The sequence below is a fragment of the Oceanobacillus sp. E9 genome (assembly GCF_001741975.1).
Taxonomy (GTDB): Bacteria; Bacillota; Bacilli; order Bacillales; family Amphibacillaceae; genus Oceanobacillus; species Oceanobacillus kimchii.
In genome coordinates this window covers 536,958-559,029 of record NZ_LSNA01000007.1, presented here as the reverse complement: position 1 = coordinate 559,029, position 22,072 = coordinate 536,958, and the positions used below count along the sequence as shown (strand labels likewise).

At 34.1% G+C, this 22,072-nt stretch carries 28 protein-coding genes and 1 riboswitch; of the genes, 15 read left to right on the top strand and 13 right to left on the bottom strand.

The window, feature by feature from the left end:
• The first annotated feature begins 5 nt into the window (after positions 1 to 5).
• Positions 6 to 476 (top strand): YkyB family protein, encoded by a 471-nt coding sequence (locus AQ616_RS12340; protein ID WP_017796518.1) that lies wholly within the window; start codon positions 6 to 8, stop codon positions 474 to 476.
• Positions 477 to 529: 53 nt separating this feature from the next.
• Positions 530 to 745, top strand: coding sequence for a hypothetical protein (locus tag AQ616_RS12335; protein WP_017796517.1), 216 nt, complete (start codon positions 530 to 532; stop codon positions 743 to 745).
• 21 nt (positions 746 to 766) lie between these two features.
• On the opposite strand, the gene AQ616_RS12330 is transcribed toward AQ616_RS12335, so the two are convergent.
• Entirely contained in the window at positions 767 to 1,099 is a 333-nt protein-coding gene (locus AQ616_RS12330; RefSeq protein ID WP_017796516.1) for a hypothetical protein, read from the bottom strand.
• A 107-nt stretch (positions 1,100 to 1,206) separates the two neighbouring features.
• On the opposite strand from AQ616_RS12330, the gene AQ616_RS12325 reads away from it, so the two are divergent.
• Positions 1,207 to 2,103, top strand: coding sequence for a DMT family transporter (locus tag AQ616_RS12325; RefSeq protein WP_017796515.1), 897 nt, complete (start codon positions 1,207 to 1,209; stop codon positions 2,101 to 2,103).
• Positions 2,104 to 2,129: 26 nt separating this feature from the next.
• Here AQ616_RS12325 and AQ616_RS19270 read toward each other — a convergent pair whose 3' ends face one another.
• Positions 2,130 to 2,276: an FbpB family small basic protein gene (locus AQ616_RS19270; RefSeq protein ID WP_017796514.1), complete on the bottom strand. Its 147-nt coding sequence runs from the start codon at positions 2,274 to 2,276 to the stop codon at positions 2,130 to 2,132.
• A gap of 119 nt (positions 2,277 to 2,395) precedes the next feature.
• On the opposite strand from AQ616_RS19270, the gene AQ616_RS12320 reads away from it, so the two are divergent.
• The 3 genes from AQ616_RS12320 (at position 2,396) to AQ616_RS19265 (ending at position 4,606) form a co-directional block, all read left to right on the top strand.
• A complete protein-coding gene (locus tag AQ616_RS12320) occupies positions 2,396 to 3,547 on the top strand; it encodes an aminotransferase A (protein ID WP_017796513.1) in 1,152 nt (383 codons plus the stop codon).
• Between the two features lie 94 nt (positions 3,548 to 3,641).
• Complete coding sequence (lepB, locus tag AQ616_RS12315) at positions 3,642 to 4,166, top strand: signal peptidase I (RefSeq protein WP_017796512.1); 525 nt, start codon at positions 3,642 to 3,644, stop codon at positions 4,164 to 4,166.
• Positions 4,167 to 4,486: 320 nt separating this feature from the next.
• Positions 4,487 to 4,606 (top strand): YjcZ family sporulation protein, encoded by a 120-nt coding sequence (locus AQ616_RS19265; protein WP_017796510.1) that lies wholly within the window; start codon positions 4,487 to 4,489, stop codon positions 4,604 to 4,606.
• 107 nt (positions 4,607 to 4,713) lie between these two features.
• On the opposite strand, the gene AQ616_RS12310 is transcribed toward AQ616_RS19265, so the two are convergent.
• Positions 4,714 to 6,081 (bottom strand): TrkH family potassium uptake protein, encoded by a 1,368-nt coding sequence (locus AQ616_RS12310; protein ID WP_017796509.1) that lies wholly within the window; start codon positions 6,079 to 6,081, stop codon positions 4,714 to 4,716.
• 27 nt (positions 6,082 to 6,108) lie between these two features.
• On the bottom strand, positions 6,109 to 6,510 hold the full coding sequence (locus tag AQ616_RS12305) for a YwpF-like family protein (RefSeq protein ID WP_017796508.1): 402 nt from the start codon (positions 6,508 to 6,510) through the stop codon (positions 6,109 to 6,111).
• 169 nt (positions 6,511 to 6,679) lie between these two features.
• On the opposite strand from AQ616_RS12305, the gene AQ616_RS12300 reads away from it, so the two are divergent.
• Positions 6,680 to 7,426, top strand: coding sequence for a hypothetical protein (locus tag AQ616_RS12300; protein ID WP_017796507.1), 747 nt, complete (start codon positions 6,680 to 6,682; stop codon positions 7,424 to 7,426).
• Between the two features lie 13 nt (positions 7,427 to 7,439).
• Positions 7,440 to 8,189, top strand: coding sequence for an oxygen-insensitive NADPH nitroreductase (gene nfsA / locus AQ616_RS12295; RefSeq protein ID WP_069685917.1), 750 nt, complete (start codon positions 7,440 to 7,442; stop codon positions 8,187 to 8,189).
• 134 nt (positions 8,190 to 8,323) lie between these two features.
• Here the strand turns inward: nfsA and AQ616_RS12290 are convergent, their stop codons facing one another.
• Positions 8,324 to 8,755, bottom strand: a complete 432-nt coding sequence (locus tag AQ616_RS12290; protein ID WP_017796505.1) for a hypothetical protein — start codon at positions 8,753 to 8,755, stop codon at positions 8,324 to 8,326.
• Between the two features lie 153 nt (positions 8,756 to 8,908).
• Here AQ616_RS12290 and AQ616_RS12285 point away from each other — a divergent pair, with 153 nt between their 5' ends.
• The 7 genes from AQ616_RS12285 to AQ616_RS12255 all read left to right on the top strand — a co-directional run bounded on the left by AQ616_RS12285 (position 8,909) and on the right by AQ616_RS12255 (position 12,736).
• On the top strand, positions 8,909 to 9,112 hold the full coding sequence (locus tag AQ616_RS12285) for a DUF1657 domain-containing protein (RefSeq protein ID WP_017796504.1): 204 nt from the start codon (positions 8,909 to 8,911) through the stop codon (positions 9,110 to 9,112).
• Between the two features lie 214 nt (positions 9,113 to 9,326).
• Positions 9,327 to 9,791 carry a YhcN/YlaJ family sporulation lipoprotein gene (locus AQ616_RS12280; protein ID WP_077596357.1) on the top strand — a complete coding sequence of 155 codons (465 nt, stop codon included), beginning with the start codon at positions 9,327 to 9,329 and terminating at the stop codon, positions 9,789 to 9,791.
• Positions 9,792 to 9,808: 17 nt separating this feature from the next.
• Positions 9,809 to 10,288, top strand: coding sequence for a stage V sporulation protein AC (spoVAC, locus tag AQ616_RS12275; RefSeq protein WP_069685915.1), 480 nt, complete (start codon positions 9,809 to 9,811; stop codon positions 10,286 to 10,288).
• Positions 10,288 to 11,304 carry a stage V sporulation protein AD gene (gene spoVAD, locus AQ616_RS12270; RefSeq protein ID WP_017796501.1) on the top strand — a complete coding sequence of 339 codons (1,017 nt, stop codon included), beginning with the start codon at positions 10,288 to 10,290 and terminating at the stop codon, positions 11,302 to 11,304. Before spoVAC ends, spoVAD begins: the two co-directional genes overlap by 1 nt.
• Entirely contained in the window at positions 11,301 to 11,651 is a 351-nt protein-coding gene (gene spoVAE, locus AQ616_RS12265; protein WP_017796500.1) for a stage V sporulation protein AE, read from the top strand. Before spoVAD ends, spoVAE begins: the two co-directional genes overlap by 4 nt.
• A gap of 12 nt (positions 11,652 to 11,663) precedes the next feature.
• Positions 11,664 to 11,867: a DUF1657 domain-containing protein gene (locus tag AQ616_RS12260; RefSeq protein WP_017796499.1), complete on the top strand. Its 204-nt coding sequence runs from the start codon at positions 11,664 to 11,666 to the stop codon at positions 11,865 to 11,867.
• Positions 11,868 to 11,878: 11 nt separating this feature from the next.
• On the top strand, positions 11,879 to 12,736 hold the full coding sequence (locus tag AQ616_RS12255) for a DUF421 domain-containing protein (protein WP_017796498.1): 858 nt from the start codon (positions 11,879 to 11,881) through the stop codon (positions 12,734 to 12,736).
• Positions 12,737 to 12,977: 241 nt separating this feature from the next.
• Here the strand turns inward: AQ616_RS12255 and AQ616_RS12250 are convergent, their stop codons facing one another.
• The 8 genes from AQ616_RS12250 to AQ616_RS12215 form a co-directional block, all read right to left on the bottom strand.
• The gene (locus AQ616_RS12250) at positions 12,978 to 13,958 is read right to left on the bottom strand and encodes a zinc-binding dehydrogenase (protein ID WP_069685914.1); all 981 of its coding nucleotides are present in this window, start codon (positions 13,956 to 13,958) and stop codon (positions 12,978 to 12,980) included.
• Between the two features lie 13 nt (positions 13,959 to 13,971).
• Positions 13,972 to 14,895, bottom strand: a complete 924-nt coding sequence (locus tag AQ616_RS12245; RefSeq protein ID WP_017796496.1) for an ArsA family ATPase — start codon at positions 14,893 to 14,895, stop codon at positions 13,972 to 13,974.
• 20 nt (positions 14,896 to 14,915) lie between these two features.
• A complete protein-coding gene (locus AQ616_RS12240) occupies positions 14,916 to 15,173 on the bottom strand; it encodes a cory-CC-star protein (RefSeq protein ID WP_017796495.1) in 258 nt (85 codons plus the stop codon).
• A gap of 103 nt (positions 15,174 to 15,276) precedes the next feature.
• Positions 15,277 to 17,010, bottom strand: a complete 1,734-nt coding sequence (locus AQ616_RS12235) for a carbon starvation CstA family protein (protein WP_017796494.1) — start codon at positions 17,008 to 17,010, stop codon at positions 15,277 to 15,279.
• A gap of 324 nt (positions 17,011 to 17,334) precedes the next feature.
• On the bottom strand, positions 17,335 to 18,747 hold the full coding sequence (locus AQ616_RS12230; RefSeq protein WP_017796493.1) for a hypothetical protein: 1,413 nt from the start codon (positions 18,745 to 18,747) through the stop codon (positions 17,335 to 17,337).
• Positions 18,748 to 18,883: 136 nt separating this feature from the next.
• Positions 18,884 to 19,453: an energy-coupled thiamine transporter ThiT gene (gene thiT / locus AQ616_RS12225; RefSeq protein ID WP_017796492.1), complete on the bottom strand. Its 570-nt coding sequence runs from the start codon at positions 19,451 to 19,453 to the stop codon at positions 18,884 to 18,886.
• Positions 19,454 to 19,576: 123 nt separating this feature from the next.
• Positions 19,577 to 19,680, bottom strand: a riboswitch (TPP riboswitch).
• A 58-nt stretch (positions 19,681 to 19,738) separates the two neighbouring features.
• Positions 19,739 to 21,517: a M3 family oligoendopeptidase gene (locus AQ616_RS12220; RefSeq protein ID WP_069685913.1), complete on the bottom strand. Its 1,779-nt coding sequence runs from the start codon at positions 21,515 to 21,517 to the stop codon at positions 19,739 to 19,741.
• A gap of 297 nt (positions 21,518 to 21,814) precedes the next feature.
• Positions 21,815 to 22,054: a phage holin gene (locus AQ616_RS12215; protein WP_017796490.1), complete on the bottom strand. Its 240-nt coding sequence runs from the start codon at positions 22,052 to 22,054 to the stop codon at positions 21,815 to 21,817.
• Positions 22,055 to 22,072 lie beyond the last annotated feature (18 nt).

Below are 22,072 nucleotides of genomic sequence, written 5' to 3'. Positions count from 1 at the left end.
GAAAAATGTCCGACGATGTATCCGTGCATAAACTTGCACAAGCATTATTTTCTATAAATAAACACGCAAAAACCGCTCCAGAGCCAAAGCACTTATACCAAATTAAAAAGAAAGCAATCCATCAATTATTAAAAGAAAAAAAAGCCAGAAAAATTGGATTGCATTTTTCTGACCATCCAAAACTTAGTAGCCAACATTCTACATTACTAGTAAAAGTAGACCACTACTTCTTTCATATCCCTCCAACGAAGGAAGATTTTAAAACTTTGGAGCATTTGGGTTCATTAGATCAAACATACCGAAATCCTCATACAAAGATGCCACTTTCTCAAGCAAAAAAACTAGTTTATCAATATATTGGTTGGAAACCAGAAAAAAAGAATCCTTCTCAAACAAGAAGATATCAATCGAATTATTATACCCCTTCTTCTTTAGGTAAAATGGAATGGCCACCAACTAAATCAAAACGTTTTTAAGATGTTATATTCATTCTTCTTTTGGGTATAGAACAGAAAGGAGGAATGAAGACATGGAACTTCAAGACTTCATTTATGAATTACACAAGTATGCTGAACAAACACATGTATTAAAAGACAAATTTGAGAAACTATCTGAAACAGAAAAGCAACTTGTGATGAACGCAGCTCCAGATAGTTTAAAAACACCTAATGAATATTTCCATCCGGTATATGAATGGTTGGAAAATACTACAGAACAATTGCATACCCATCAAAATATAAAATAACCAAAGGACAATGTCCTTTGGTTATTTTGCTGGTTTTTTTTGCAAAAAACGTGCTATTGGAGATACAATTATGATACAAAATCCAAATAAAGCACTAATCTGTAAACCAACTTTTAATGCTCGGTTTAATTGAAAACTATCAACATAATTTGTCACAATTAATATGAATATAACTAATAAGAGCGTAACTACTATATAAGACATTAAACGATTCATCTTTCTATTTATTGCCCAACGAGATAGTGGTCTGATAAAGTAATAAATAAGCATGCAAAATAGGAAAAAGAGAATTACATAAACATATAATTCATCAATACCTATGTTTCCAAATGTAATAATATCTTGTAACAACATAATCATCTTCCTATATTTATAGTTTATCTTGCATTATTGACATATATAGAAGAGATATACATATTGTTATCATTCATTTCGTTATAAGATCGTCAAGGGGGACTTTAATGTTAAATCGACATATAATACTCATTGTTATTGGAGCAGGACTTTGGGGTACGATTAGTTGGTATGTAAAACAATTGAGTCAATTTGGATTCACTTCGATGGAAATTGTAATATTACGGGCGTGGTCCACAGCAATTATTTTAGTACCTTTCTTATTAATGACCAATAGAAATCAATTAAAATTAAAAGCTTGGTCTGACCTTAAATATTTTATAGGTACTGGAATTTTTAGTATTATTTTCTTTAATTATTGCATGTTTACTGCCATAGAATTAACAACAATTCCAGTTGCTACTTCTTTACTTTACACAGCACCAGCTTTTGTTACTATACTGTCTTGGATTTTATTTAAAGAACAACTGTCCTTATATAAAATTATTGCTTTATTTAGTACACTAATTGGAACTTGTCTAGTTGCTGGTATTGCTGGATCTAGTTGGCAAAATATACATATAACTGGGATATTATTTGGACTAGGTTCAGGATTCGGATATGCACTATATAGTATATTTAGTAAATATGCGCTTCAAAAGTATTCAAGTTTAAGTGTTACCACCTTTACTTTTATCGTCGCAGCTGTTGCATTGATTCCATTTTTCCCATATCAAGCAAAGATGCATTTACTTTTGGATCCAGCTCCTTTCCTTCTTGCTATCGGGCTCGGTTTTCTGCCTACTGCTTTAGCCTATATCTTATATACATATGGTTTACAATTTGTAGAAGCTTCAAAAGCTTCTATATTATCAACGATTGAACCAGTTGTGGCTACATTTATAGGCATTGTAGTTTTTACGGAACCATTTTCTATTATACAATTTATAGGTATGCTCGCGATTATTGGAGCTGTCCTAATCATGCAATTTTCCAATAAACAACAAATAAGACAAGGAACCTAAATACGGTCCCTTGCAGTTATTTTCTCTTAATTCTTTTGTCTCTCAGCAAGAACGATTGCTTCTTGTTTATTTTCTAATCGAAGCTCAATTTGTGTTATACTTTCTTCATCATTTAAAAGTTCTTGTTTATTTTGATTAACTAGCTGCTCAAAATCTAGCGCTTTAGGTCGCATAAGTCATCCTCCTATTTATCTGTTAGTATTATTATACCCGAAAAATATATTATAAATCTAAATTATTTGAACATTTTATTAAAATTTTCCTTAATTATGAAAAAGGTATGGTGAATTATATGGAACATTTATTAAATCAACAAGTACAAAACATAGAAATATCAGGAATTCGAAAGTTTTTTAACCTAGTTTCTAATGAAGAAGACATTGTTTCTTTAACCATTGGTCAACCTGACTTTTATACTCCTAATTCAATTAAACAAGCTTCTATACATGCAATTAAAAATAACCAAACAACTTATACCGCAAATGCTGGTGTTTTGGAATTACGAAAAGCGATTGCTAATTATTACGAATCTCGTTATCAGATTTCATATCATCCAGAATCTGAAATCATTGTAACTTCAGGAGCTTCAGAGGCTATTGATATTACACTCCGCACGATTTTAGAGCCTGGTGATGAAGTAATCTTACCTGCACCCATTTATCCTGGATATGAACCATTAATAACACTGTCAAGAGCAATATCAATCCATGTAGACACAACAAAAACTAATTTTAAATTAACGAAACACCAACTACAAGAAGTAATTACGGACAAGACCAAATGTATAATTATCCCTTCTCCTTCCAATCCAACTGGTGCAGCCTATACAAAGGAGGAGCTAGATGAAATCGTTTCTGTATTAAGAGATAAAAAGATATTTATACTTTCTGATGAAATTTATAGTGAAATTATTTTTGATCAATCTCATGTATCTATAGCTTCATACCCTGAGATGAAAGATCAAACAATTGTAATTAACGGCTTGTCGAAGTCGCATTCCATGACTGGCTATCGTATCGGATACGCTTTAGCACCTAATTGGTTGTCTAAGCATATGTTAAAAGTTCATCAATATAATGTTTCTTGCGCTTCCTCCATCAGTCAATACGCTGCACTAGAAGCTTATAAATCTAACGATAACCATTTACAATTAATTAAAGATACTTATAAAAATAGAAGGGATTTAGTGTATGATCGACTTACTTCAATGGGGGTTGATGTTCAACTACCACAAGGTGCGTTTTACATGTTCCCTCGTTTTCCAATGAAAAATGAAAACTCATTTGAATTTGGTTTGACATTAGTAAAACAGGCGAAAGTTGCACTTGTACCTGGAAGTAGCTTTTCACAACACGGAGAAGGCTTCATGAGATTATCATATGCCTACCACGAAGATGTATTAAATAAGGGTCTAGATCGAATAGAAAAGTTTCTAAACCAGTAAATAATGTTGAGAAAATTTAAGATAATTAATCTCGAAAAATAATAAAATTTATGCTACGATTAATATAACCTATATCATCGGAGGATGGTCCACTGTGACTAACAAAAAAGATAAAAATGAATGGGTCAGTGGCATAAAAGCAATTGTATTAGCTATTATTGTCGCCCTTTTTTTGCGAACGTTCATATTTGCAACCTCTATTGTAGAGGGTGAAAGCATGGCACCTACACTTGAAAACGGGGAAAGAGTTATATTTAATAAAGTAGTTTATATGCTTGATGAACCTGACCGGGGTGATATTGTAATTATTCATCAACCTCCTAAGAATTATGTAAAACGTATTATCGGATTACCTGGAGAGGAAATCGAAATAAAAGATCATCAATTATATATTAATGGAGATGCTTATACGCAATCCTTCCTCTCTAAAGATGCATTATATGCTACAAGCAACTTCGGTCCAATCATCATACCCGAAGAAAATTACTTTGTGATGGGAGATAATCGACTTATTAGTAAAGACAGCCGAAATGGACTTGGATATATACCAAAAGAAGATATCATCGGTAAATCAGAATTAATAATTTATCCTTTTAATGAACTGGGCAGAACAAATTAAAAAAGACAGATTCGATTTTTTAACGAATCTGTCTTTTTATTATTCATTATCCATTAAGCAGTACCCGATATTTAGTACAATAATTCCAAAACAAACAACACCGAATAATAGTTCCATTAAAAAGGCACCCCTTTCCTTTCTATGTACAATTCTATAATTGTAGTATATCCCGCTTCTTTCATATTACCAATAAACCATTTGAAAATAAACATATTTCTCACCTTTTTACAAAAAGGTTTTTTTCATACCCGGTACAAACGTCTATACACATTTACCATATATGCATACAGTATTAATGTAACATCGGGAGGTGAAAAAGCATGGGCTATGGATACGGCGGATACGGCTGTGGCGGTGGCGGTAGCTACGGTAATGGTTTTGCATTGATTGTAGTGCTTTTTATCTTGTTGGTAATTGTAGGTGCTGCATTTTACTGCTAATTTTAGTAAATCAAGCAATGGCTTGTGCTGAACAAAATGCACAAGCCATTTTGTTTTGGGAGTTATGAAAGGTAACGATTGGTGTTATTACTGTTCATTTCTTTAACTTAACCAATTATAATTCTTTCTTTCGGAAAATGATATTTGGCTTTCTTCTTTTTCCGCTTAAAAATAAGTAAAAATGTAACAATTCCAATTCGACCTATAAACATTAATAACATGATTAGAACCTTACTTATATTTGATAATTCACTTGTGATACCTAGTGATAGCCCAACTGTTCCAAAAGCAGAAGTTACCTCAAAAATAATTTCTTCTAATGAAAAAGGCTCTATGGCAGTCAAAATCAATGTTGAAAAAATAACCAATGTAATAGCGAATAATGTGATTGAAACTGCTTTTATTAAATCTTCATTATATACTTCTCGATTAAAAATACGTACACTATTTCCTCCTCTAATATATGTAAAGACAAAGATAATAGCTAAAGCAAAAGTTGTAGTACGTATCCCGCCTCCGGCACTACTCGGTGAGGCCCCAATAAACATTAACCCAGACATAAACAATTGATTTGTCTCTGTAAGTAAGCTAACATCCATTGTTGCCAAGCCACCGCTTCTAGTTGTCACGGATTGAAAAAATGCGTAAAATAAACTCTCATGCCACGTCAAATCTTTAAAGAATGCATTCATATCTAATAAATAAATTCCAAGAGCACCGATCACAATAAGTACAAAAAAAGTAAATGTAGTTACCTTCGTAAATAAACTAAAGTGAAATAAATTTTTTTCAGTCCTTTTACGGAAAAGATACTCTTTCAACTCAATTAATACAGGAAAACCAATTGCTCCAAATATAATCAATAAGATATTAATAAATTGTACAAAATAATCATCCTTAAAAAGAATCAACGATTGTCCAGTTATATCGAAACCACCATTAGAGATAGCACTAATTGTTCCAAAAAAACCTTGTAAATAGGCCTCTTTAGCAGTAGGAAAATATTGTAAAAAATAGGTCCCCAAGATTAAAAATCCAATCAATTCAATGATTAGTAATACATAAATAATTCCTTTGATTAACCTAACCATACCATCAAAATGAGTTTGATTTTGATCAGTCATTATCATACTGCGTTCTTTGAACCCTATTCGTTTCCCTAATACTAACCATATTAATGTTCCAATCGCCATAATACCTACTGCACCAAGCTGCATGATGATTGCTAAAAATATAATTCCGGTTGTACTAAAACTATCCACTATGGTTATTGTACTTAAACCCGTTACACTAATTGCACTAACAGCTGTAAACATGATATCGATAAATGGTATACTCACATTCGGTTTGTGAGCAATTGGTAAAGATAAAAGGATCGTTGAAAAAACGACTGCAATACCATAAAACAGTAATAGTAATTGTACCGGTGATAATTGATTTAGTATATTACGTTGATATTTACTCTTCTTAAACATATATTTTCTCCTAGATAAGTATAATAATTAAAAACTCTTTTTAAATTCACGAATAAGCTCCAGGCCTTCGTAACCTTCTTTCACTAACTTTGTTAATAAGTCCTCTACAATACTTTTTCCTTTATCAACAATCTTTCCTAACAATAATACATTAATTTGATTACCAATTTTATTAATTGATTGTATATTGGTAATAAAAGTTGCTGGTTCATTCGTATCCTTTGTAATAGTGGCTTGTATCATTATTTCTTGGTTTTGTTTCTCTATGAAATAATCCTCATAAGCTTTATCAATATAAGCTTCTACTAGCCATTGATCATGTTCATCTTCTCTATTAATAATTAATCCATCTAGTAATTTTATTTCATATGGATCCATTTGTTTATCGTGCTCAAGTATTTCAAGTTTGCGTAGTTTAAATGTTTTCATAATATCACCATCCTGACTAACATTTTATCCATATACTATCGAGTGTACCAAAAAAAGTACTCTGTGGTAAAAATAATTCTTAATATCCAATTTTTATTATTTACAGAAAAGTAACACAAAATAATATATAATAGGAGTTATATACTAATAATCTGAGGAGAAAAGTCTTATGAAATACATATCCCTTGCATTTTTTATATGCATCATTTTCTTATTTGGATTAGTTGCTTGTTCGGATAATAATGATGCAATTATTAAGAAAGTGGAATCTGCTGAAGAAGTGAAAGACCCTGTACTTATCGAGGAAGTAGATGAAAAAGACGAAGAAGTCGATCAATACATTGAGTTCTTTCTAGAAGATGAACAACTCACCATTAATTTAAATAGAGTCGCTATACTTGATTATTATTTACAAGGAGCTGAAAACAGAGAAGAAGCAATAAGGAATATGAATATGCAACGTCTTCCAATTGAAGAGCAACCAGTATATTTACTTGAATTTTCTTGTATTAATGATAGATGTTCGTATCTTATCTTTAACGATAATGAGAGTAATGCTGCAATATTATTAGCTGATGTTGCAGGTTATTCAAACTACTATGTTTCCCCTAATAACGAAAATATCATTTTTCAATTTATAAGAGAATCGCAAAATGTTCCTTTATCTCATTTAGTTTCTATTGATTTAGACGAGTGGAGTGTTGTTTCTTTGATTATGCCTGAGAGCGATGATACGATAATAGAATATACAAGACCAATATTAGGAGTGGATTGGATAAATGATCATGAGATTAGAATAAAATCACCAAAACTAGACGAATTAACAATCCAATCATACCGTTCTTGGAATGAATCTGAAGAAAAAAAATACGAACATCACACCATGATAATCTCAAAAAAGAGTAATAATGACTAGGAGGTATTAAAATATGAATAAAATTATTGAAACACTTAAAAACCATCGATCGGTTCGCAAATTTACGAATGAGCCTCTAACAGATCATCAAATAAAAGAAATTATTGAATCTGCCCAATGTGCATCTACATCTAGTAACGTTATGGCATATACTATTATTGGAGTTACCGATAGTGCACTGAAACAAAATCTGTATGAAATCTCTGGACATAAACATGTAAAAACAAGTGCACATTTATTACTATTTTGTGCGGATCTCCATCGTATACATCACCTTGAAGAAAATCCAGATGAAAATCCTGACTATCTAAACAATTTAGAAAGTACGGAACAATTTATGGTCTCTGTTATTGACGCTACCTTAGCTTCACAAAATGCTGCAATAGCAGCGGAATCAATGGGATTAGGAATTTGTTATTTAGGAAGTTTGCGTAATAATATACGTAAATTTAATGATTTATTACATTTACCTCAACATGTTATACCATTATTTGGGTTAGCAATTGGATATCCTGATCATCAACCCGATATCAAACCACGCTTGCCTATGGAAGCTATATACCATGAAAATACTTACAGACCATTCGAAGATCAGAAAAGTTACATCCAAAAATATGATGAAACAATAACGGATTATTATGCAAGTCGTTCTTCAAATAATAGAATCGATACATGGACCAATCAAATGAAAAGGAAATTCGCCATTCCAACACGTATGGATGTTAGCTCTTTTGTACAAGAAAAAAATATGAACAGAAAATAAAGTGAAATTTCATTTAATTGGGCTTACCGTTCTTTCCCACCTATCTTCTTCGGCAAGGATTGCTTATTGCCTATTATTACATGGAGATAAACAAAGACCGAGGTTGTTAAGAAATCTAAACGACCTCGGTCTTTTTATATATCAAATTTAATTTTTTCCTTATATTCAAACTCTACATCTTCCCCATCAACTTTGCATTTCACCTTAATTTGAATATATTCATTATCTTCAGGAAAATCTAAATCTGTCTTAGGTTGATAATAAATACTTCCATTACTCATTTGTCTTTGAACCATTTCTCCATCAAATGAATGTGTATTATACGATACAGAGATTAAAGGTTGTTTATGTTCTACTACAACTGTATCATCTCCTAAATACTGTATTGAGTTTTGTACTTGAACTCCCTCTTCTGTCTGTTGAATACGTATATGTAATAAAAAATCATCTTCAAAGGATACTGTTGACGTTTTTCCTAATACTACTTTTTCTTTATCCAAGTTTAAGAAAACCACTATTCCTGTAATTAAAATAAGACAAATAATCCATCGAATCCATTTTTGCATTTTACCTACTCTCCCTACTATATTAGACGACTTACCCAAGTAAAAAGTTTCACTTATTTCACCTGTCATTAAATGGAAATGTATTAAAAGAATAAAAAACGCAGGGTGTTTACAAAATAAATATGTATATCTTTTAAGAAAGGATGAGGTAATGTGACTGTCGGAACACAAGTAAAACAGACCATCGCTGGATTAAAAAGCGCACAAGCAAGCTTTGAACAATTTGCTCTTCAAACAGATAACAAACAAGCGCAACAAATTTATCAACAAGCTGCACAACAAACACAAGCCATTTTAGATAGTGTTGAGCCACGTATGCAACAAATTGAACAAGAAGAACCCCAATATCGTCAATAATTGTTAGAGATTAGGGATATAACAAAAAGGATTAATTCAAAAGATAAATTATTATTCATTGTTGCTTACTCCTTTATGATAAAAGGTAGCAAAAACTAAGAAGGTTTTCTAAACCTGGTACGTTTCATTGTTTATTTATTCTTTGATTGGATGTCTTTTGATTAAGCACTTTTTGTCCCTCTCTCTTTTACATACAAAAAGCGAGGTATTTGATATGAGGAAAATGATTCTTAGGATAGCTATTATGTGTTTATTTATTCTATCAGCATGTAATCAGGAAACAGGTCAGAATACACAAGATCTCAATAATAATCCATCTATTGAACAAATAAATACCAATTCCAACATCACTAGTCAACAACCTTCTAATAAAGCAAAAAAATTACTTTCACAATATGAAGAAGTTACGGAAGTACATGCAGTCAATACGAAACACACATTGCTTGTCACCGTTAATATTGAGCATCATGAACGTTTTACGCTTGCTAAGAAACGTAAACAATATCAAAAGATGTTGGAACAAGAATTTAAAGGTGAACATGTTGAAGTCTCAACTGATAAGAAAATATTAATTGAAACTCGAAAAATTGAAAAGAAAATTAAAGAAAATACGATAACTAATCACAAGATTAATCAGGAAATAGATAGAATTATTCACTTAGCTAGAGAACAAACATAAAGAAAGAGTGAGACAAAATGGCAAATAATAAAAAAAAGAACCTCCCTCCTGAGCAACAAAAATATCAGGATTTCCAACAAAAAAGAGAAGCAAAACGACCGATTCTAATAAATTGTATCAAAGCATTTCTAATTGGCGGTTTGATTTGTCTTATAGGGCAATGTATCTCGACCTTTTATTTATATCAATTTAATTTTACCGAACAAACTGTAGGTAACCCTACGACTGCCACATTAATTTTTATAACTATGTTATTAACAGGATTCGGTGTTTACGATCGAATTGGTCAATTTGCTGGAGCTGGATCTGCGGTGCCTGTTACTGGATTTGGTAATGCGGTTATTTCAGCTGCGATTGAACATCGCACTGAAGGATTTATTTTAGGTGTCGGAGGCAATATGTTAAAGCTAGCAGGACCAGTAATTGTCTATGGGGTATTTTCAGCATTTGTCGTTGCGTTAATTAAAACTATTCTTATTCAATGGGGTGGATTGTAATGTTAATCGGACATCGTACGTGGCAGTTCATCAATAGACCATCAATTATAACAACCGGAACAGTTGGGGGACCTTTCGAAGCAAACGGAAAAATTCCAGAAGCCTTTGACACCTTACACGAAGATATGTGGATCAATCAAGATTCCTTCGAAAAAGCACAACAAAAAATGCTAGAAGAAGCATGTCAAATAGCAATTAAGAAATCCCCTATCGAGAAAGAAAATGTCGGTTTTTTTCTCGGTGGTGATCTAATAAATCAAATCACCCCAACCAGCTTTGCTGCTAAAACAGTAGGTTCACCATACTTAGGAGTGTTTAGTGCTTGTGCAACTTCTATGGAAAGTTTAGCTCTTGCAGCAACAATCATTAATTCAGGTGGTGCAGATTATATTTTAACCGGGGCATCGAGTCATAATGCTGCAGCAGAAAAACAATTTCGTTATCCAACAGAATATGGCGGACAAAAACCACCTACTGCTCAGTGGACAGTAACAGGCGCTGGTTGTGCATTAGTAGCAAAACAAGGAAATGGGCCCTATGTAACATCTGCTACGATTGGAAAAATTGTGGATATGGGAATGACCGACCCATTCAATATGGGTGGAGCAATGGCAGCAGCTGCAGCTGATACAATTGAGGCACATCTACAAGACAAGAAGATTGATCCTTCTTATTATGATTTAATTATTACTGGAGATCTTGGTCATATTGGTAGAGAAGTTTCGTTAGATTATATGCATGAACGAAATATCGATATTAATCCGGATCAATATGTAGATTGTGGCTTAACCATTTATCGAGAAGGTCAGCCAGTGTTAGCTGGTGCAAGTGGTCCAGCTTGTTCAGCTATCGTGACTTACGGACACTTTCTAAAGCAAATGGCAGAAGGTAAACTAAAACGTATTTTAATAGTAGCAACTGGCTCGCTTCATTCTCCATTATCGGTGAATCAAAAAGATCCTATTCCATGTATTGCCCATGCAGTATCTATTGAATCAGGGAGTGATAACGAATGATTTTTTTCTGGGCTTTTGTTGTTGGTGGCCTCATCTGTGTGATCGGCCAACTAATGTTTGATGTATTTAAACTTTCTCCTGCACACACGCTAACTATTTTAGTCATTAGCGGTGCAATTCTCGATGGAATCGGATTATATGAGCCCTTAATTGATTTTGCGGGTGCTGGAGCAACTGTTCCTATCACTAGTTTCGGTAACTCCCTTGTACATGGAGCAATGCAAGAGGCCGAGAAGCACGGACTGATTGGAGTAGTAACAGGAATGTTTGAGGTTACTAGTGCTGGTATTTCAGCGGCAATCATTTTTGGAGTAATTGGAGCATTAATATTTAAACCAAAAGGATAGGGGATGTCATTTATGACTGTAGGATCACAAGTAAAAAGCTGTTACGCTTCTATAAAGAGTATTGAAAGTGCCCTAGAGTCTCTACATGAGACTACTCGAAATAATGAACTGCAAACCGCTATTGAACAAGCAAATATACTTCTATATGAAGTAAAAAATGATATGAACAATCAAGTAATAAAATTGACAAAAGAGGAACCACAGTATAAATCTTAGGAGGATGTCATATGCCAGAATGGACAATTGTAATATTTCGCTCCTTCACTTTGATTATTATTCTTTTTCTTTTAGTTAAATGGCTTGGCACAAAACAAATATCACAATTAAATGTTTTTGAGACCATTACAGGTATTGTGCTAGGAGGAATAGCCGCTGTCCATACAATGGATCCAAGTACTAACTTTTACTATGCACTGCTTGCTATGTTTATCTGGTTTATTGTACCTTTTGGAATAGAAAAGTTCTCGTTAAAAAGTAAACGAGTTAGAGATTTTACAGAGGGAAAAAGTACTGTTTTTATACAAGATGGAAAGATTATGGAGGATAATTTAAAAAAAGAAGGATACTCGACCGATGAATTGATGGAAAAACTAAGGGATAATAATGTTTTTTTAGCATCCGATGTAGAATTTGCTGTACTTGAGCCTTCTGGTACATTCAATATTCTTCCTAAAAAAGAAAACCGACCTTTAACTGCTAAAGATTTAGGGATAACCGTAGCACCTGATAAAGAACCGCAAACAGTAATTATGGATGGCAATATCATGCTAGAACCATTGGCAAATGCTGCTTTAAATCCAGAATGGCTTCATACAGAATTAGAAAAACAAAATATAACACTCGAAAATGTATTCCTAGGACAAGTAGACCACCAAGGTCAATTGTACGTTGATCTTTACGATGATCATCTTGCAGTAGCTACTCCGAATCAATCGGCTTTACTATTAGCAACAATAAAAAAATCACAAGCGGATTTAGAACTTTTTGCCTTAGCAACAGATAATCCTACTTCAAAATCCATCTATCAAGCTTGTAGTGAAAAAATGAACAAAGTGCAAAACATTTTAGAACCACATTTAAATTAGAAAATAAACATACTAAGATTATTTAGTAAGAGGAAGACAGAAGTATTTAGTCAAAATATAAACCCAAATGATTTGATTCAACAATCCGTTTTTAGAAATATACTCCGCCTATCCAACAGGCTGCTGGTGAGCCTCCGGTGTCTCATGAACCGGAGCTCCCTATGCCTTTACCCTCAAACGATTATCAGTATATTACTTACGATTATTTATTATTATCCTTTGTTAATTACATATAATGGTTCTAAGAGATGCGTATTGCTATTTTCCCAAATTGTTTTCCTGCTTTTAAATACTCTAAAGCATCTAAGCTTTCTTCTAAATTAAAAACCTTATCTACAACTGGATGCGTTTCATATTTAATGTAATGATCCAATGCAGCCTCTAACTCTTCTTTACATCCCATCGTAGTACCAATTAGCTGGTATTGTCCATAGAAAAATGAACGTAAATCAAATTCAATTACATCTTCCGTAGTTGCTCCAAATGTAACAAACCGTCCACCTTTTTTTAATACAGCTAAAGAACGATGAAAAGTGGCTTTCCCTACACTGTCAATAACCATATCTATGGTTTCTTCCTTTAAAGCTTTTTCCCAATCATCCGAAGTATCCAGTACAACGTCTGCCCCTAAATGTTTCGCTTTTTCTTGTTTATCTTTACTACGTGATGTAGTAATTACTCGAGCTCCATGATTTTTAGCAAAATGAATTAGAAATGATGCAACTCCGCTTCCTGCACCAGGTATAAATACAGTCTCACCGGGTTGTAACTTACCCTTCGTAAAGATTGCTCGATAACCAGTAATTGCTGCCAAAGAAAACACGGCTGCTTCTTCCCAAGACAAGTAAGCTGGCTTTGGTTCTACTTGGTCTGAGGCAATCACTATTTTCTCAGCTATGGTTCCATGATCGGGCATCCCTAAAATGTCAAATTCTTCTGGGGGAGCATCACTGTTTTTTTTCCATCGTAATGACGGATTAATCATTACTTCATCTCCAACTTGTACGTTCTGCACTCCATCTCCGATAGACTCTATCACTCCAGCACCATCAGAACCAAGAATTAAAGCCTCTTGATTACTGCCTCTTCGTTTCGGAATTGCTAAGTCTCTTCGATTTAAACCTGCTGCCTTTAATTTAACAATAACTTCATTTGAAGCTGGTGTTGGCTCGTCCATATTTTTGATTGTAACTCGATCAAGCTCGTGTACTAATCCTCTCATCTAATCATCCCTTCTACATAAAGCTATTCATTTTCTCTAATTGCTCCATACTTGTTATATCTTCGGTAAATAATGGGATTGTAACTTTATTTTGGCTTTGAAAATACTCATTGATTAAATCCATATACTGTTGTTCATGTTCTTTTCTTCTTTTATAAAACGAGCCATCTACATTTTCAGGTAATACTTTATTTATAATTACAGTATCAACAAGAAGATGGTATCGCCCTAACAAAGCAATTGCTTTTTTGGTTTCCAATATAGGAAGTCTTTCAGGATTTAATACGAATAGAAAACCTGTTTGTTGTTGATCAAGTAAGATTTCCCTTGCTTTAGAAAAGCGAAGCTGTCTTTCGTGTAGAACATCGTATATCGGATCTTCTACAGCTGCTCCGTCATTTAGTAGTTGTGAATAATTATCGTTTGTTTTCTTACGCTTTTTTAATAATCCCTCTATCCATATCCCCATTAATTCCGGTAGAGTTAACAAGCGAATTGTATGTCCAGTTGGAGCAGTATCAAATATTAGTTTATCAAACTGATTCCCTTCCTCCAAAATGATTGAAATCAATTTATCAAATAAAGCTGCTTCGTCGGCACCAGGAGAAGCTTTTGCAGTATCCAACTGTCGGTTAACCTCGTCAATCATTCCGACATGCACCACACCTTGAATATTTTCCTTCACGGATCGAATATAAAAATCGGTCTCTATTTCAGGATCAATTTCTAAGCCATAAAGAGAATCAGCTAATTTTTTTATTTTCCCACCTATTGTTGTTTGAAATATATCACCCACATTATGTGCAGGGTCGGTTGATATAAGTAATGTCTTATTGCCCTCCTTTGCTAATTTCCAAGCAATTGCAGCAGCAGAACTTGACTTACCTACTCCACCCTTACCTCCAACAAAAATAATCCGTTTATGTAATACTTCCATCCCAAATCCCCTCTCTTCTATTAGCAACAACGAATACCACTTAATGGAGATTTATCCATTCCCATTCGCAAATGCCAATCATGAAAATCTTCGATAATATACGGGTACAACTCTAACGTATAGTAGTAAACTGGGTTCGGGATTCCAAGCATTTCAGAATAAAGTAATAATAAGAAGAAATCATCTTCATTTCGTAATTCTCTAGCCACTTCTTGCCGATGTGGCAAACTAATGACTTCCTCGTAATAATAGATTAGTTTCTTGATTTTTTCCAACATCAATTATGAACGCTCCTTTCTTCTACAGCGAATATGAAAATACTGCCTCAAACCAGCACAACATGTATTTATTGTTCCAGTTATTGAGACAGTATCATCAACGTTATTCTCTATCGAATGGATCATCTTGTTTTTTCGTTAATTCATGAAAGGCGGTGAAAGCAATCCAAATTGCAAATACAAAAATAATTGCTCCTAATACAAACAATAACATATTAGATCCAGTTCCAAACCAAGACCATTCAAAGAATACTTGTTGGAACATCGCAAATAAGGTCATAAATATAACGAAAATCATCGGAATAAGTGTAACGAGATAGTTACTTCCTCTACGTTTTAACCAAATAGAAATAAGGAATAAACTTATTGCTGCTAGGAGTTGATTTGCAGTACCAAACAATGGCCATATGAGATAACCACCAGACCCAAATCCATTCGGTCCCTCTGGAATCAATACTAGAGCTGTACTGGATAATACTGCAACCGAGGTAGCAACATGTGTTTTTGTTAATGGCTTAATATTATATTCAATACCTAACTCTGCAATAATATAACGCATAAGACGTACGGATGTATCTAATGTTGTTGCTGCAAAGCTAACAACTATGATGGAAACTATTGTTGTAGCTATATCAGTCGGAATCCATAAACCCTGCGCTAAATTAGCTGCACCTTCTACAAAATTACCTAGTCCTATCGCATTTGCGTCTGAAAATGATGCGTATGCTTGAGAAAATGCATCTGTATTTGCAAATAACGTCCCAACTGCAAGTATAGATACAAGAGCGAGTACTCCCTCACCTACAGCACCAAAGTATCCTACAAATCTTGCATCCGTTTCTTTATTTAATTGTTTCGATGATGTTCCTGATGACACTAATCCATGAAAACCAGAGATAGCTCCACAAGCTATGGTGATAAATAGTAATGGCAATAGACTTTTATCTGGACTCTCATTAATAGCTGGTGCTGAAATACTAGGATTTGTGAAGATGAGTCCTAAATAGAGAATGCCTAATCCTACTACCAACTGATGCGAATTAATAAAATCTCTTGGTTGTAGTAATTTCCATACCGGCAATGTCGAAGCAATATAAACATAAACCATTAAAATGACAATCCAAATTAAAAATGCTGTTGATACACTTCCTAATCCAAACAACCCAGCTCCATCTTCTCCACCCATAAAACGCACAAGATCAATTTGTAAAAAGTCAAATCTACTTGCTAAAATTGCTGTTAAATACATAATTGCAAGCGCAACAAGTGAAGGGATTAACATTTTTTTACTTCGTTTATAAGCAGCGTATCCAATCCAAATTGCTAAAGGGATTTGAATGAATACTGGCAAAACACTAGATGGATAACTAATAAATAAATTTGAAATTACCCATGCAAAAACTGCATTTACCATCAAAACTAATATTAATATAATAAATAAAAATAATAGCTTTCCTCTTCTACCAATTAACTTATCTGCGATAGTACCGACGGAGTATCCTTTATTTCTAACAGATAATGCTAATGTTCCAAAATCGTGAACTCCTGCAGCAAACACCGTACCTAAAACTACCCATAAAAAAGCAGGTAACCATCCCCAGTAGATTGCAATTGCGGGCCCAAGTATTGGAGCAGCACCTGCTACAGAGGTAAAATGATGTCCCCAAAGAACAAATTTATTGGTCGGAACATAATCCACACCGTCCTTATAACGATGTGCAGGAGTGACATAGTTTGGATCTAATCGAAAAATCTTTTCCGCTACAAACTTAGAATAATAACGATAACCCAATATAAAAATAACAATACCGATTAGAGCAATAACAATAGCATTCAATTGCATACCTCCTCTTAAAAATATATTTGTATCAACTTATGTGTAAGCGCTTTTATTTAGTACAACCTAACTACTCTGAATCTATTTTTTATGTACTATCTTTTTTACAATTTAAAAATTGAATACTTTTCGTCATCAATTATCATCACCTCCTTTATTATATTATTAGAATTATTCTAACATATTCGACAAATTTGTATAACCTATTTTTAATTAATTTCAATTAAAAAATGCCCTCACACGTTCTGTAACCTCCAATTATTATTGAAATTGAAGTCTACGAAACAAGTAAAGGCATCGTAATTTGATTGTCTTATCACAGTTCTAAAGAAAGATAACTCCTACGATTGTTGCTATAATTAATCCGACTATTACAGGAATGAAATTCTTTCTAACCAAATCCATTACAGATACTCCACAAAAACCTGCTATTGCAATTAATGATGACCAAGCAACAATGGTGCCGCCACCCGTCCATATAGCTCCTAATTGACCAATACTTGCTAGTGTAGCAGCATCTACTCCACTTGTCTGAAGAGAAGCAGCTAATGCTCCCGTTAAGGGCAATCCTGAAAAACCAGAACCGTCTAAACCAGTAATAATTCCAATGATTAACACACTGAAAGCAACTAAAAATGAGCTTTCTGGTAGATATTGTTGAATGGAAGCAACAATATCAAATAATAATGCAGGCCCTTCTTCTACACCTAATATTTTGCCTGAGAACTCGGGACTACCAAGAAAGAAAAAGCCAGCGATAGGTATAACTGGCCCCATAGCTTTAAAAGCAAATACAAAACCATTAGTAATATGACTTCCTACATAGTCTAGTGCGTTTTGTTTTCCAAACGCTACTGTTGAGAGCAATAACAATATTACTGCAACTCCACCAACAAATGCAGCTCCATCACCACCTACTAATTCTGTATTCGCAATAAACTTACCATACATCATATACACGACTACAGCCAACAAAGCAATTGGTACAATAACTGCAAATAGTTTACTCCATGTTTGTAACTGTTTCGTTTTAGGATGGTGTACAGAATGCTCCGATTGCTGCAGCTGTTCTAATTCTCTTTCATTTTCCGGATCATTTTTTGAACGAATATGTTTGCGATAGAGTGTGTATGCAATTACGATTGCAACTCCACCAGCAACTAATGAGAGGATAAGTGAACGATCTGCAACGATACTTGTATCTATATTTGCTGCAGTTGCCGATAGGTTTGGAGCAACTTGGACGATATAATCAGATGATAATGCCATGCCTTGACCGGCAATTGCAATTGCAACTGCAGCTACCATTGCCGGTAACCCCGCACTAATTGCAGCAGGTACCAATAATGCACAAATTAACGGTACCGCTGGAGTCGGCCAAAAGAATAATGAAATTACATAGGTTACCCCTATTAATACAAAAAATGATACGTGCCCATTTACCATTACTCTTTGTATTGGCTGTATCATTCGCACATCTGCTCCGAGGTCTTTTAATGAATGTAATAAGGCAAGCATAAACGTAATAATCAAGAATATACTGAATAACTCTTGTGCTGCAACTAGATTAGCATGAAAGATGGCTGTAAATCCTGAAACAATACTGCCATTAAATACCCATGATAATATGAAAGTTCCTAATAAGGTCGGCAGTACAATCCCTTTTCGAAAAATCATTGTGATGATAATTACGAGTGTAAACAACCCATAAATGAAATGCGCTAGAGTTAATGTCATCCTACATTCTTCCTCTCTTTGAATGTACTATAGCCTATGCAAAGAGAAGTGTTTTCGCTACTGTAACTATCTTTCACTTAATAATAAAAGCCTGAGAACTTTTGGTCCTCAGACTTTGTTTGTGTGAGCAAATTGCCTACTTTGATTGAAGTAATGTTTTTGGTTGTTTATGGAATAAAAAGAATACAGCTAAAGCACTCAGTATAAAAGAAGGTAACATATACGAGCCATTATACAGAAGAGAATATAACCACGCTGGTTGTCCTTCTACTGCAGATCCAAAGAATACAATCCCTGCAATATAATGTGCAATAAAACGTGCAAATGAACCGATAAATACCCCTAGAGTAATTAAAAATAAGTATGATTTGATCTTATTTTCTCGAACATTTTTTTGTACTGCTTTTGCTACAACTCCTGCTAAACCAATAACTGTAAATGCGATTGCGTAATCTATGAATCCTTGTAATGGCACCATTACATATGCAGTCCCTACAGCAATTTGTAACATTCCCCATAGAAATCCTGATAATAAGCCACCTTTTAGTCCCCACCGAAACGCAACAATGAATATTGGAATCATCGCAAAATCAATAGAGCCGCCTTGTGGCCATAATTTTATTTGTAACGGAATTAAATCTAGTAAAAGTGCAAGCGCCGTAAATACAGCAACCTCGACTAAAAATAATGTCTTTATTTTTGTCATTATCTACTCTCCCCTTTAAGGTCAGAAACCGTTTTTTCACACAACAAAAAAGTAATGCCAAAGGGAAGCTTCTTGATGGGACTGCATTATACAGCCTTTGCTCCGCTCACACATTACTACTAACCATCAAAAAGACTACAATCCCTACGCTAGTATTAACTATCAGGTTCAAAGGGTCAGAACAATCATTGTCCACTCTCAGCCATATGGCTCCCCTTGCAGGCTTTTCTATTTACTTTTTTGCTATATTTTATTGTACGTTAAACTGGTTATTTATACAATAGTTTATAATTGAAGAAATGTCTCAACATCTTCCACACATAAGGAGATTGCCTCTTCCCAAAATCCATCTTTAGTTAAATCAACATGTAAATGTTTTTGTGCTAATTCTTCTACAGACATTCTTCCGGTATCCCTCAGTAAAGCTATATAATCATCTTCAAAACTTCCACCTTTTTCTTGGGCATGTTTATAGATTCCGAGACTAAATAAGTACCCAAATGTATACGGGAAATTATAAAAAGGTACTCCAGTTATATGAAAATGCATTTTTGAAGCCCAGAAGTTTGGATCATATTCATCCAATCTATCGCAGTACGCTTCTTTCTGTGCTTCTACCATCAATTGATTTAAGCGGTCTACCGATACCATTCCTTTTTTTCTTTCTTCATAAAAACGCGTCTCAAACAAAAATCGGGCATGTATATTCATAAAAAATGCAATACTACGCTGAATTTTCACTTCGAGTTGGGATCGCTTTTCTTCCTTTGTTGCCGCAGATTGTACAGATGCATCTGCAACAATCATTTCCGCAAAAGTAGAAGCAGTTTCAGCTACATTCATTGCATATCTTTGATTCAATCCATTAACATCATTCATTACATGTTGGTGATAAGCATGTCCGAGTTCATGAGCCAACGTCGCGATATTAGAAGACGTTCCAGAATAAGTCATAAAAATTCTTGTTTGTTCACTGTTTGGAAAGCTTGTACAAAATCCACCAGGACGTTTTCCTGGTCGATCTTCTGCTTCTATCCAATTTTTTTCAAAAGCCATTTGAGCAAAGTCTGCCATTTTAGGACTAAATTTCGCAAAATGATTAACGATAAATGCTGCACCATCTGAATAACTTTTCTTTTCTTCTTTTTTTCCAATTGGAGCACCAATATCATAAACACTTAATTTATCCAGTTCTAATAATTCAGCTTTCCTGTCTAAGTACTTTACAAAATGATGTTTATTTCTTTCTATTGCGCCCCACATCGCATCAAGAGTTTCTTGCTTCATACGATTTTTTTCTAATGGTTCTTTTAAAACGTTATCCCATCCATAATGCTTATAGGTTTGTAGTCGAAATCCTGCCAGATGATTTAATGTTTGGCTGATTAAATCTGCGTCTTTTTTCCACGCTTTAGACATTTGATCGAATACATACTTTCTGTTTTTACGATCTGGATGATTTGCTTTATTTGCAGCCTGTCCAACGGAGTACGCTTTTATTTCTCCATCTTCCTCAAGTTCAACGTTCATCTTCCCAACAATAGTTCCATACATTTGATTCCATGCATGATATCCATCAACGGAAAGGTCATTTTTTAACATTTCCACTTCTTTCGATAATTGTTTCTGTGCTTTGTCTCTTTTTTCTCTTAACACAAAGTCTAATTCTTTTAATTCAGGTGTGCTTATTAATTCTTCCCATTCTTTCTCTGGAACTCCAGCTACTTTTTGATCAATTAATGTGATTAATCCTTCCATCTCTGCCAATAAATCACTGCGCTCTGCAACAAGAAGATTGGCTTGCTCATCTTTTACGTCTTGAGCGCTTAGACAACTAACAAAAGCAGATGCTTCACGAAATTCTTTTTGTAACTTCTCCAAATTTATAAAAAGTTTAGCCCATTCATCTAAATTAATAGATGACAGATTGATGTGGGTAACTTGTTGTGATAATAAAGTTATATCTTCTCTTATCTGTTGAACATGCTCCCGATATTCCTTAGAATCGCTTCCTCCTGGGAAGATCGTATCTAAATCCCAGACTGGTGTGAGTGTAACTGACATCAAATCTCTCCTTCATTTTAGAAAAATCTTTTATCTTCTTATTATAACGAAAGTTTTGAAAATAAACACTAAAAGAGGTTGGAACCAACAAAGTAATTGATCAAAAAAGAACTATTAACTGCGAGAAATATACTCGCTGACTGCGGGCGATAAGTAAGCGCCACCTTATGCTAGAATGAGAGGGCAACTCTCTTAGTCTTTTCTCATAGCAGTCTACTTATATTCCTTTAGCTTTTTAACAATCGTTCGCCTTTTAAGTTAAACTTTGTATGTTCCAACCATTTGTTGCAGCATCACTTATTTCGTTTTTTTCTTTTGCTTTGCCTGATTTCTTCGATGTGCTTTCTCGATATCAGATTTTGACCTCTTATTTCTAATCCAGGCAATTATAGCGGTTGTTACGGTGAATACTGCAGATAGGAACTGTTCTATAAGTCCACTATCAATTGGCATCGGGGATTTTCCTAATAATACAAATACTTGGTTGACTGCTGCAACAATTACTGCAATGATACTTATAATTGTACCTTTGTCCATTTTTTATAACCCCCTTGT

What these genes read in the sequence shown, in the direction of transcription:
- AQ616_RS12340 (WP_017796518.1), top strand. Translation starts at nt 6, where the DNA reads ATGTCCGACGATGTATCCGTGCATAAACTTGCACAAGCATTATTTTCT.
- AQ616_RS12335 (WP_017796517.1), top strand. Translation starts at nt 530, where the DNA reads ATGGAACTTCAAGACTTCATTTATGAATTACACAAGTATGCTGAACAA.
- AQ616_RS12330 (WP_017796516.1), bottom strand. Translation starts at nt 1,099, where the DNA reads ATGTTGTTACAAGATATTATTACATTTGGAAACATAGGTATTGATGAA.
- AQ616_RS12325 (WP_017796515.1), top strand. Translation starts at nt 1,207, where the DNA reads ATGTTAAATCGACATATAATACTCATTGTTATTGGAGCAGGACTTTGG.
- AQ616_RS19270 (WP_017796514.1), bottom strand. Translation starts at nt 2,276, where the DNA reads ATGCGACCTAAAGCGCTAGATTTTGAGCAGCTAGTTAATCAAAATAAA.
- AQ616_RS12320 (WP_017796513.1), top strand. Translation starts at nt 2,396, where the DNA reads ATGGAACATTTATTAAATCAACAAGTACAAAACATAGAAATATCAGGA.
- AQ616_RS19265 (WP_017796510.1), top strand. Translation starts at nt 4,487, where the DNA reads ATGGGCTATGGATACGGCGGATACGGCTGTGGCGGTGGCGGTAGCTAC.
- AQ616_RS12310 (WP_017796509.1), bottom strand. Translation starts at nt 6,081, where the DNA reads ATGTTTAAGAAGAGTAAATATCAACGTAATATACTAAATCAATTATCA.
- AQ616_RS12305 (WP_017796508.1), bottom strand. Translation starts at nt 6,510, where the DNA reads ATGAAAACATTTAAACTACGCAAACTTGAAATACTTGAGCACGATAAA.
- AQ616_RS12300 (WP_017796507.1), top strand. Translation starts at nt 6,680, where the DNA reads ATGAAATACATATCCCTTGCATTTTTTATATGCATCATTTTCTTATTT.
- nfsA (WP_069685917.1), top strand. Translation starts at nt 7,440, where the DNA reads ATGAATAAAATTATTGAAACACTTAAAAACCATCGATCGGTTCGCAAA.
- AQ616_RS12290 (WP_017796505.1), bottom strand. Translation starts at nt 8,755, where the DNA reads ATGCAAAAATGGATTCGATGGATTATTTGTCTTATTTTAATTACAGGA.
- AQ616_RS12280 (WP_077596357.1), top strand. Translation starts at nt 9,327, where the DNA reads ATGAGGAAAATGATTCTTAGGATAGCTATTATGTGTTTATTTATTCTA.
- spoVAC (WP_069685915.1), top strand. Translation starts at nt 9,809, where the DNA reads ATGGCAAATAATAAAAAAAAGAACCTCCCTCCTGAGCAACAAAAATAT.
- spoVAD (WP_017796501.1), top strand. Translation starts at nt 10,288, where the DNA reads ATGTTAATCGGACATCGTACGTGGCAGTTCATCAATAGACCATCAATT.
- spoVAE (WP_017796500.1), top strand. Translation starts at nt 11,301, where the DNA reads ATGATTTTTTTCTGGGCTTTTGTTGTTGGTGGCCTCATCTGTGTGATC.
- AQ616_RS12260 (WP_017796499.1), top strand. Translation starts at nt 11,664, where the DNA reads ATGACTGTAGGATCACAAGTAAAAAGCTGTTACGCTTCTATAAAGAGT.
- AQ616_RS12255 (WP_017796498.1), top strand. Translation starts at nt 11,879, where the DNA reads ATGCCAGAATGGACAATTGTAATATTTCGCTCCTTCACTTTGATTATT.
- AQ616_RS12250 (WP_069685914.1), bottom strand. Translation starts at nt 13,958, where the DNA reads ATGAGAGGATTAGTACACGAGCTTGATCGAGTTACAATCAAAAATATG.
- AQ616_RS12245 (WP_017796496.1), bottom strand. Translation starts at nt 14,895, where the DNA reads ATGGAAGTATTACATAAACGGATTATTTTTGTTGGAGGTAAGGGTGGA.
- AQ616_RS12240 (WP_017796495.1), bottom strand. Translation starts at nt 15,173, where the DNA reads ATGTTGGAAAAAATCAAGAAACTAATCTATTATTACGAGGAAGTCATT.
- AQ616_RS12230 (WP_017796493.1), bottom strand. Translation starts at nt 18,747, where the DNA reads ATGACATTAACTCTAGCGCATTTCATTTATGGGTTGTTTACACTCGTA.
- thiT (WP_017796492.1), bottom strand. Translation starts at nt 19,453, where the DNA reads ATGACAAAAATAAAGACATTATTTTTAGTCGAGGTTGCTGTATTTACG.
- AQ616_RS12220 (WP_069685913.1), bottom strand. Translation starts at nt 21,517, where the DNA reads ATGTCAGTTACACTCACACCAGTCTGGGATTTAGATACGATCTTCCCA.
- AQ616_RS12215 (WP_017796490.1), bottom strand. Translation starts at nt 22,054, where the DNA reads ATGGACAAAGGTACAATTATAAGTATCATTGCAGTAATTGTTGCAGCA.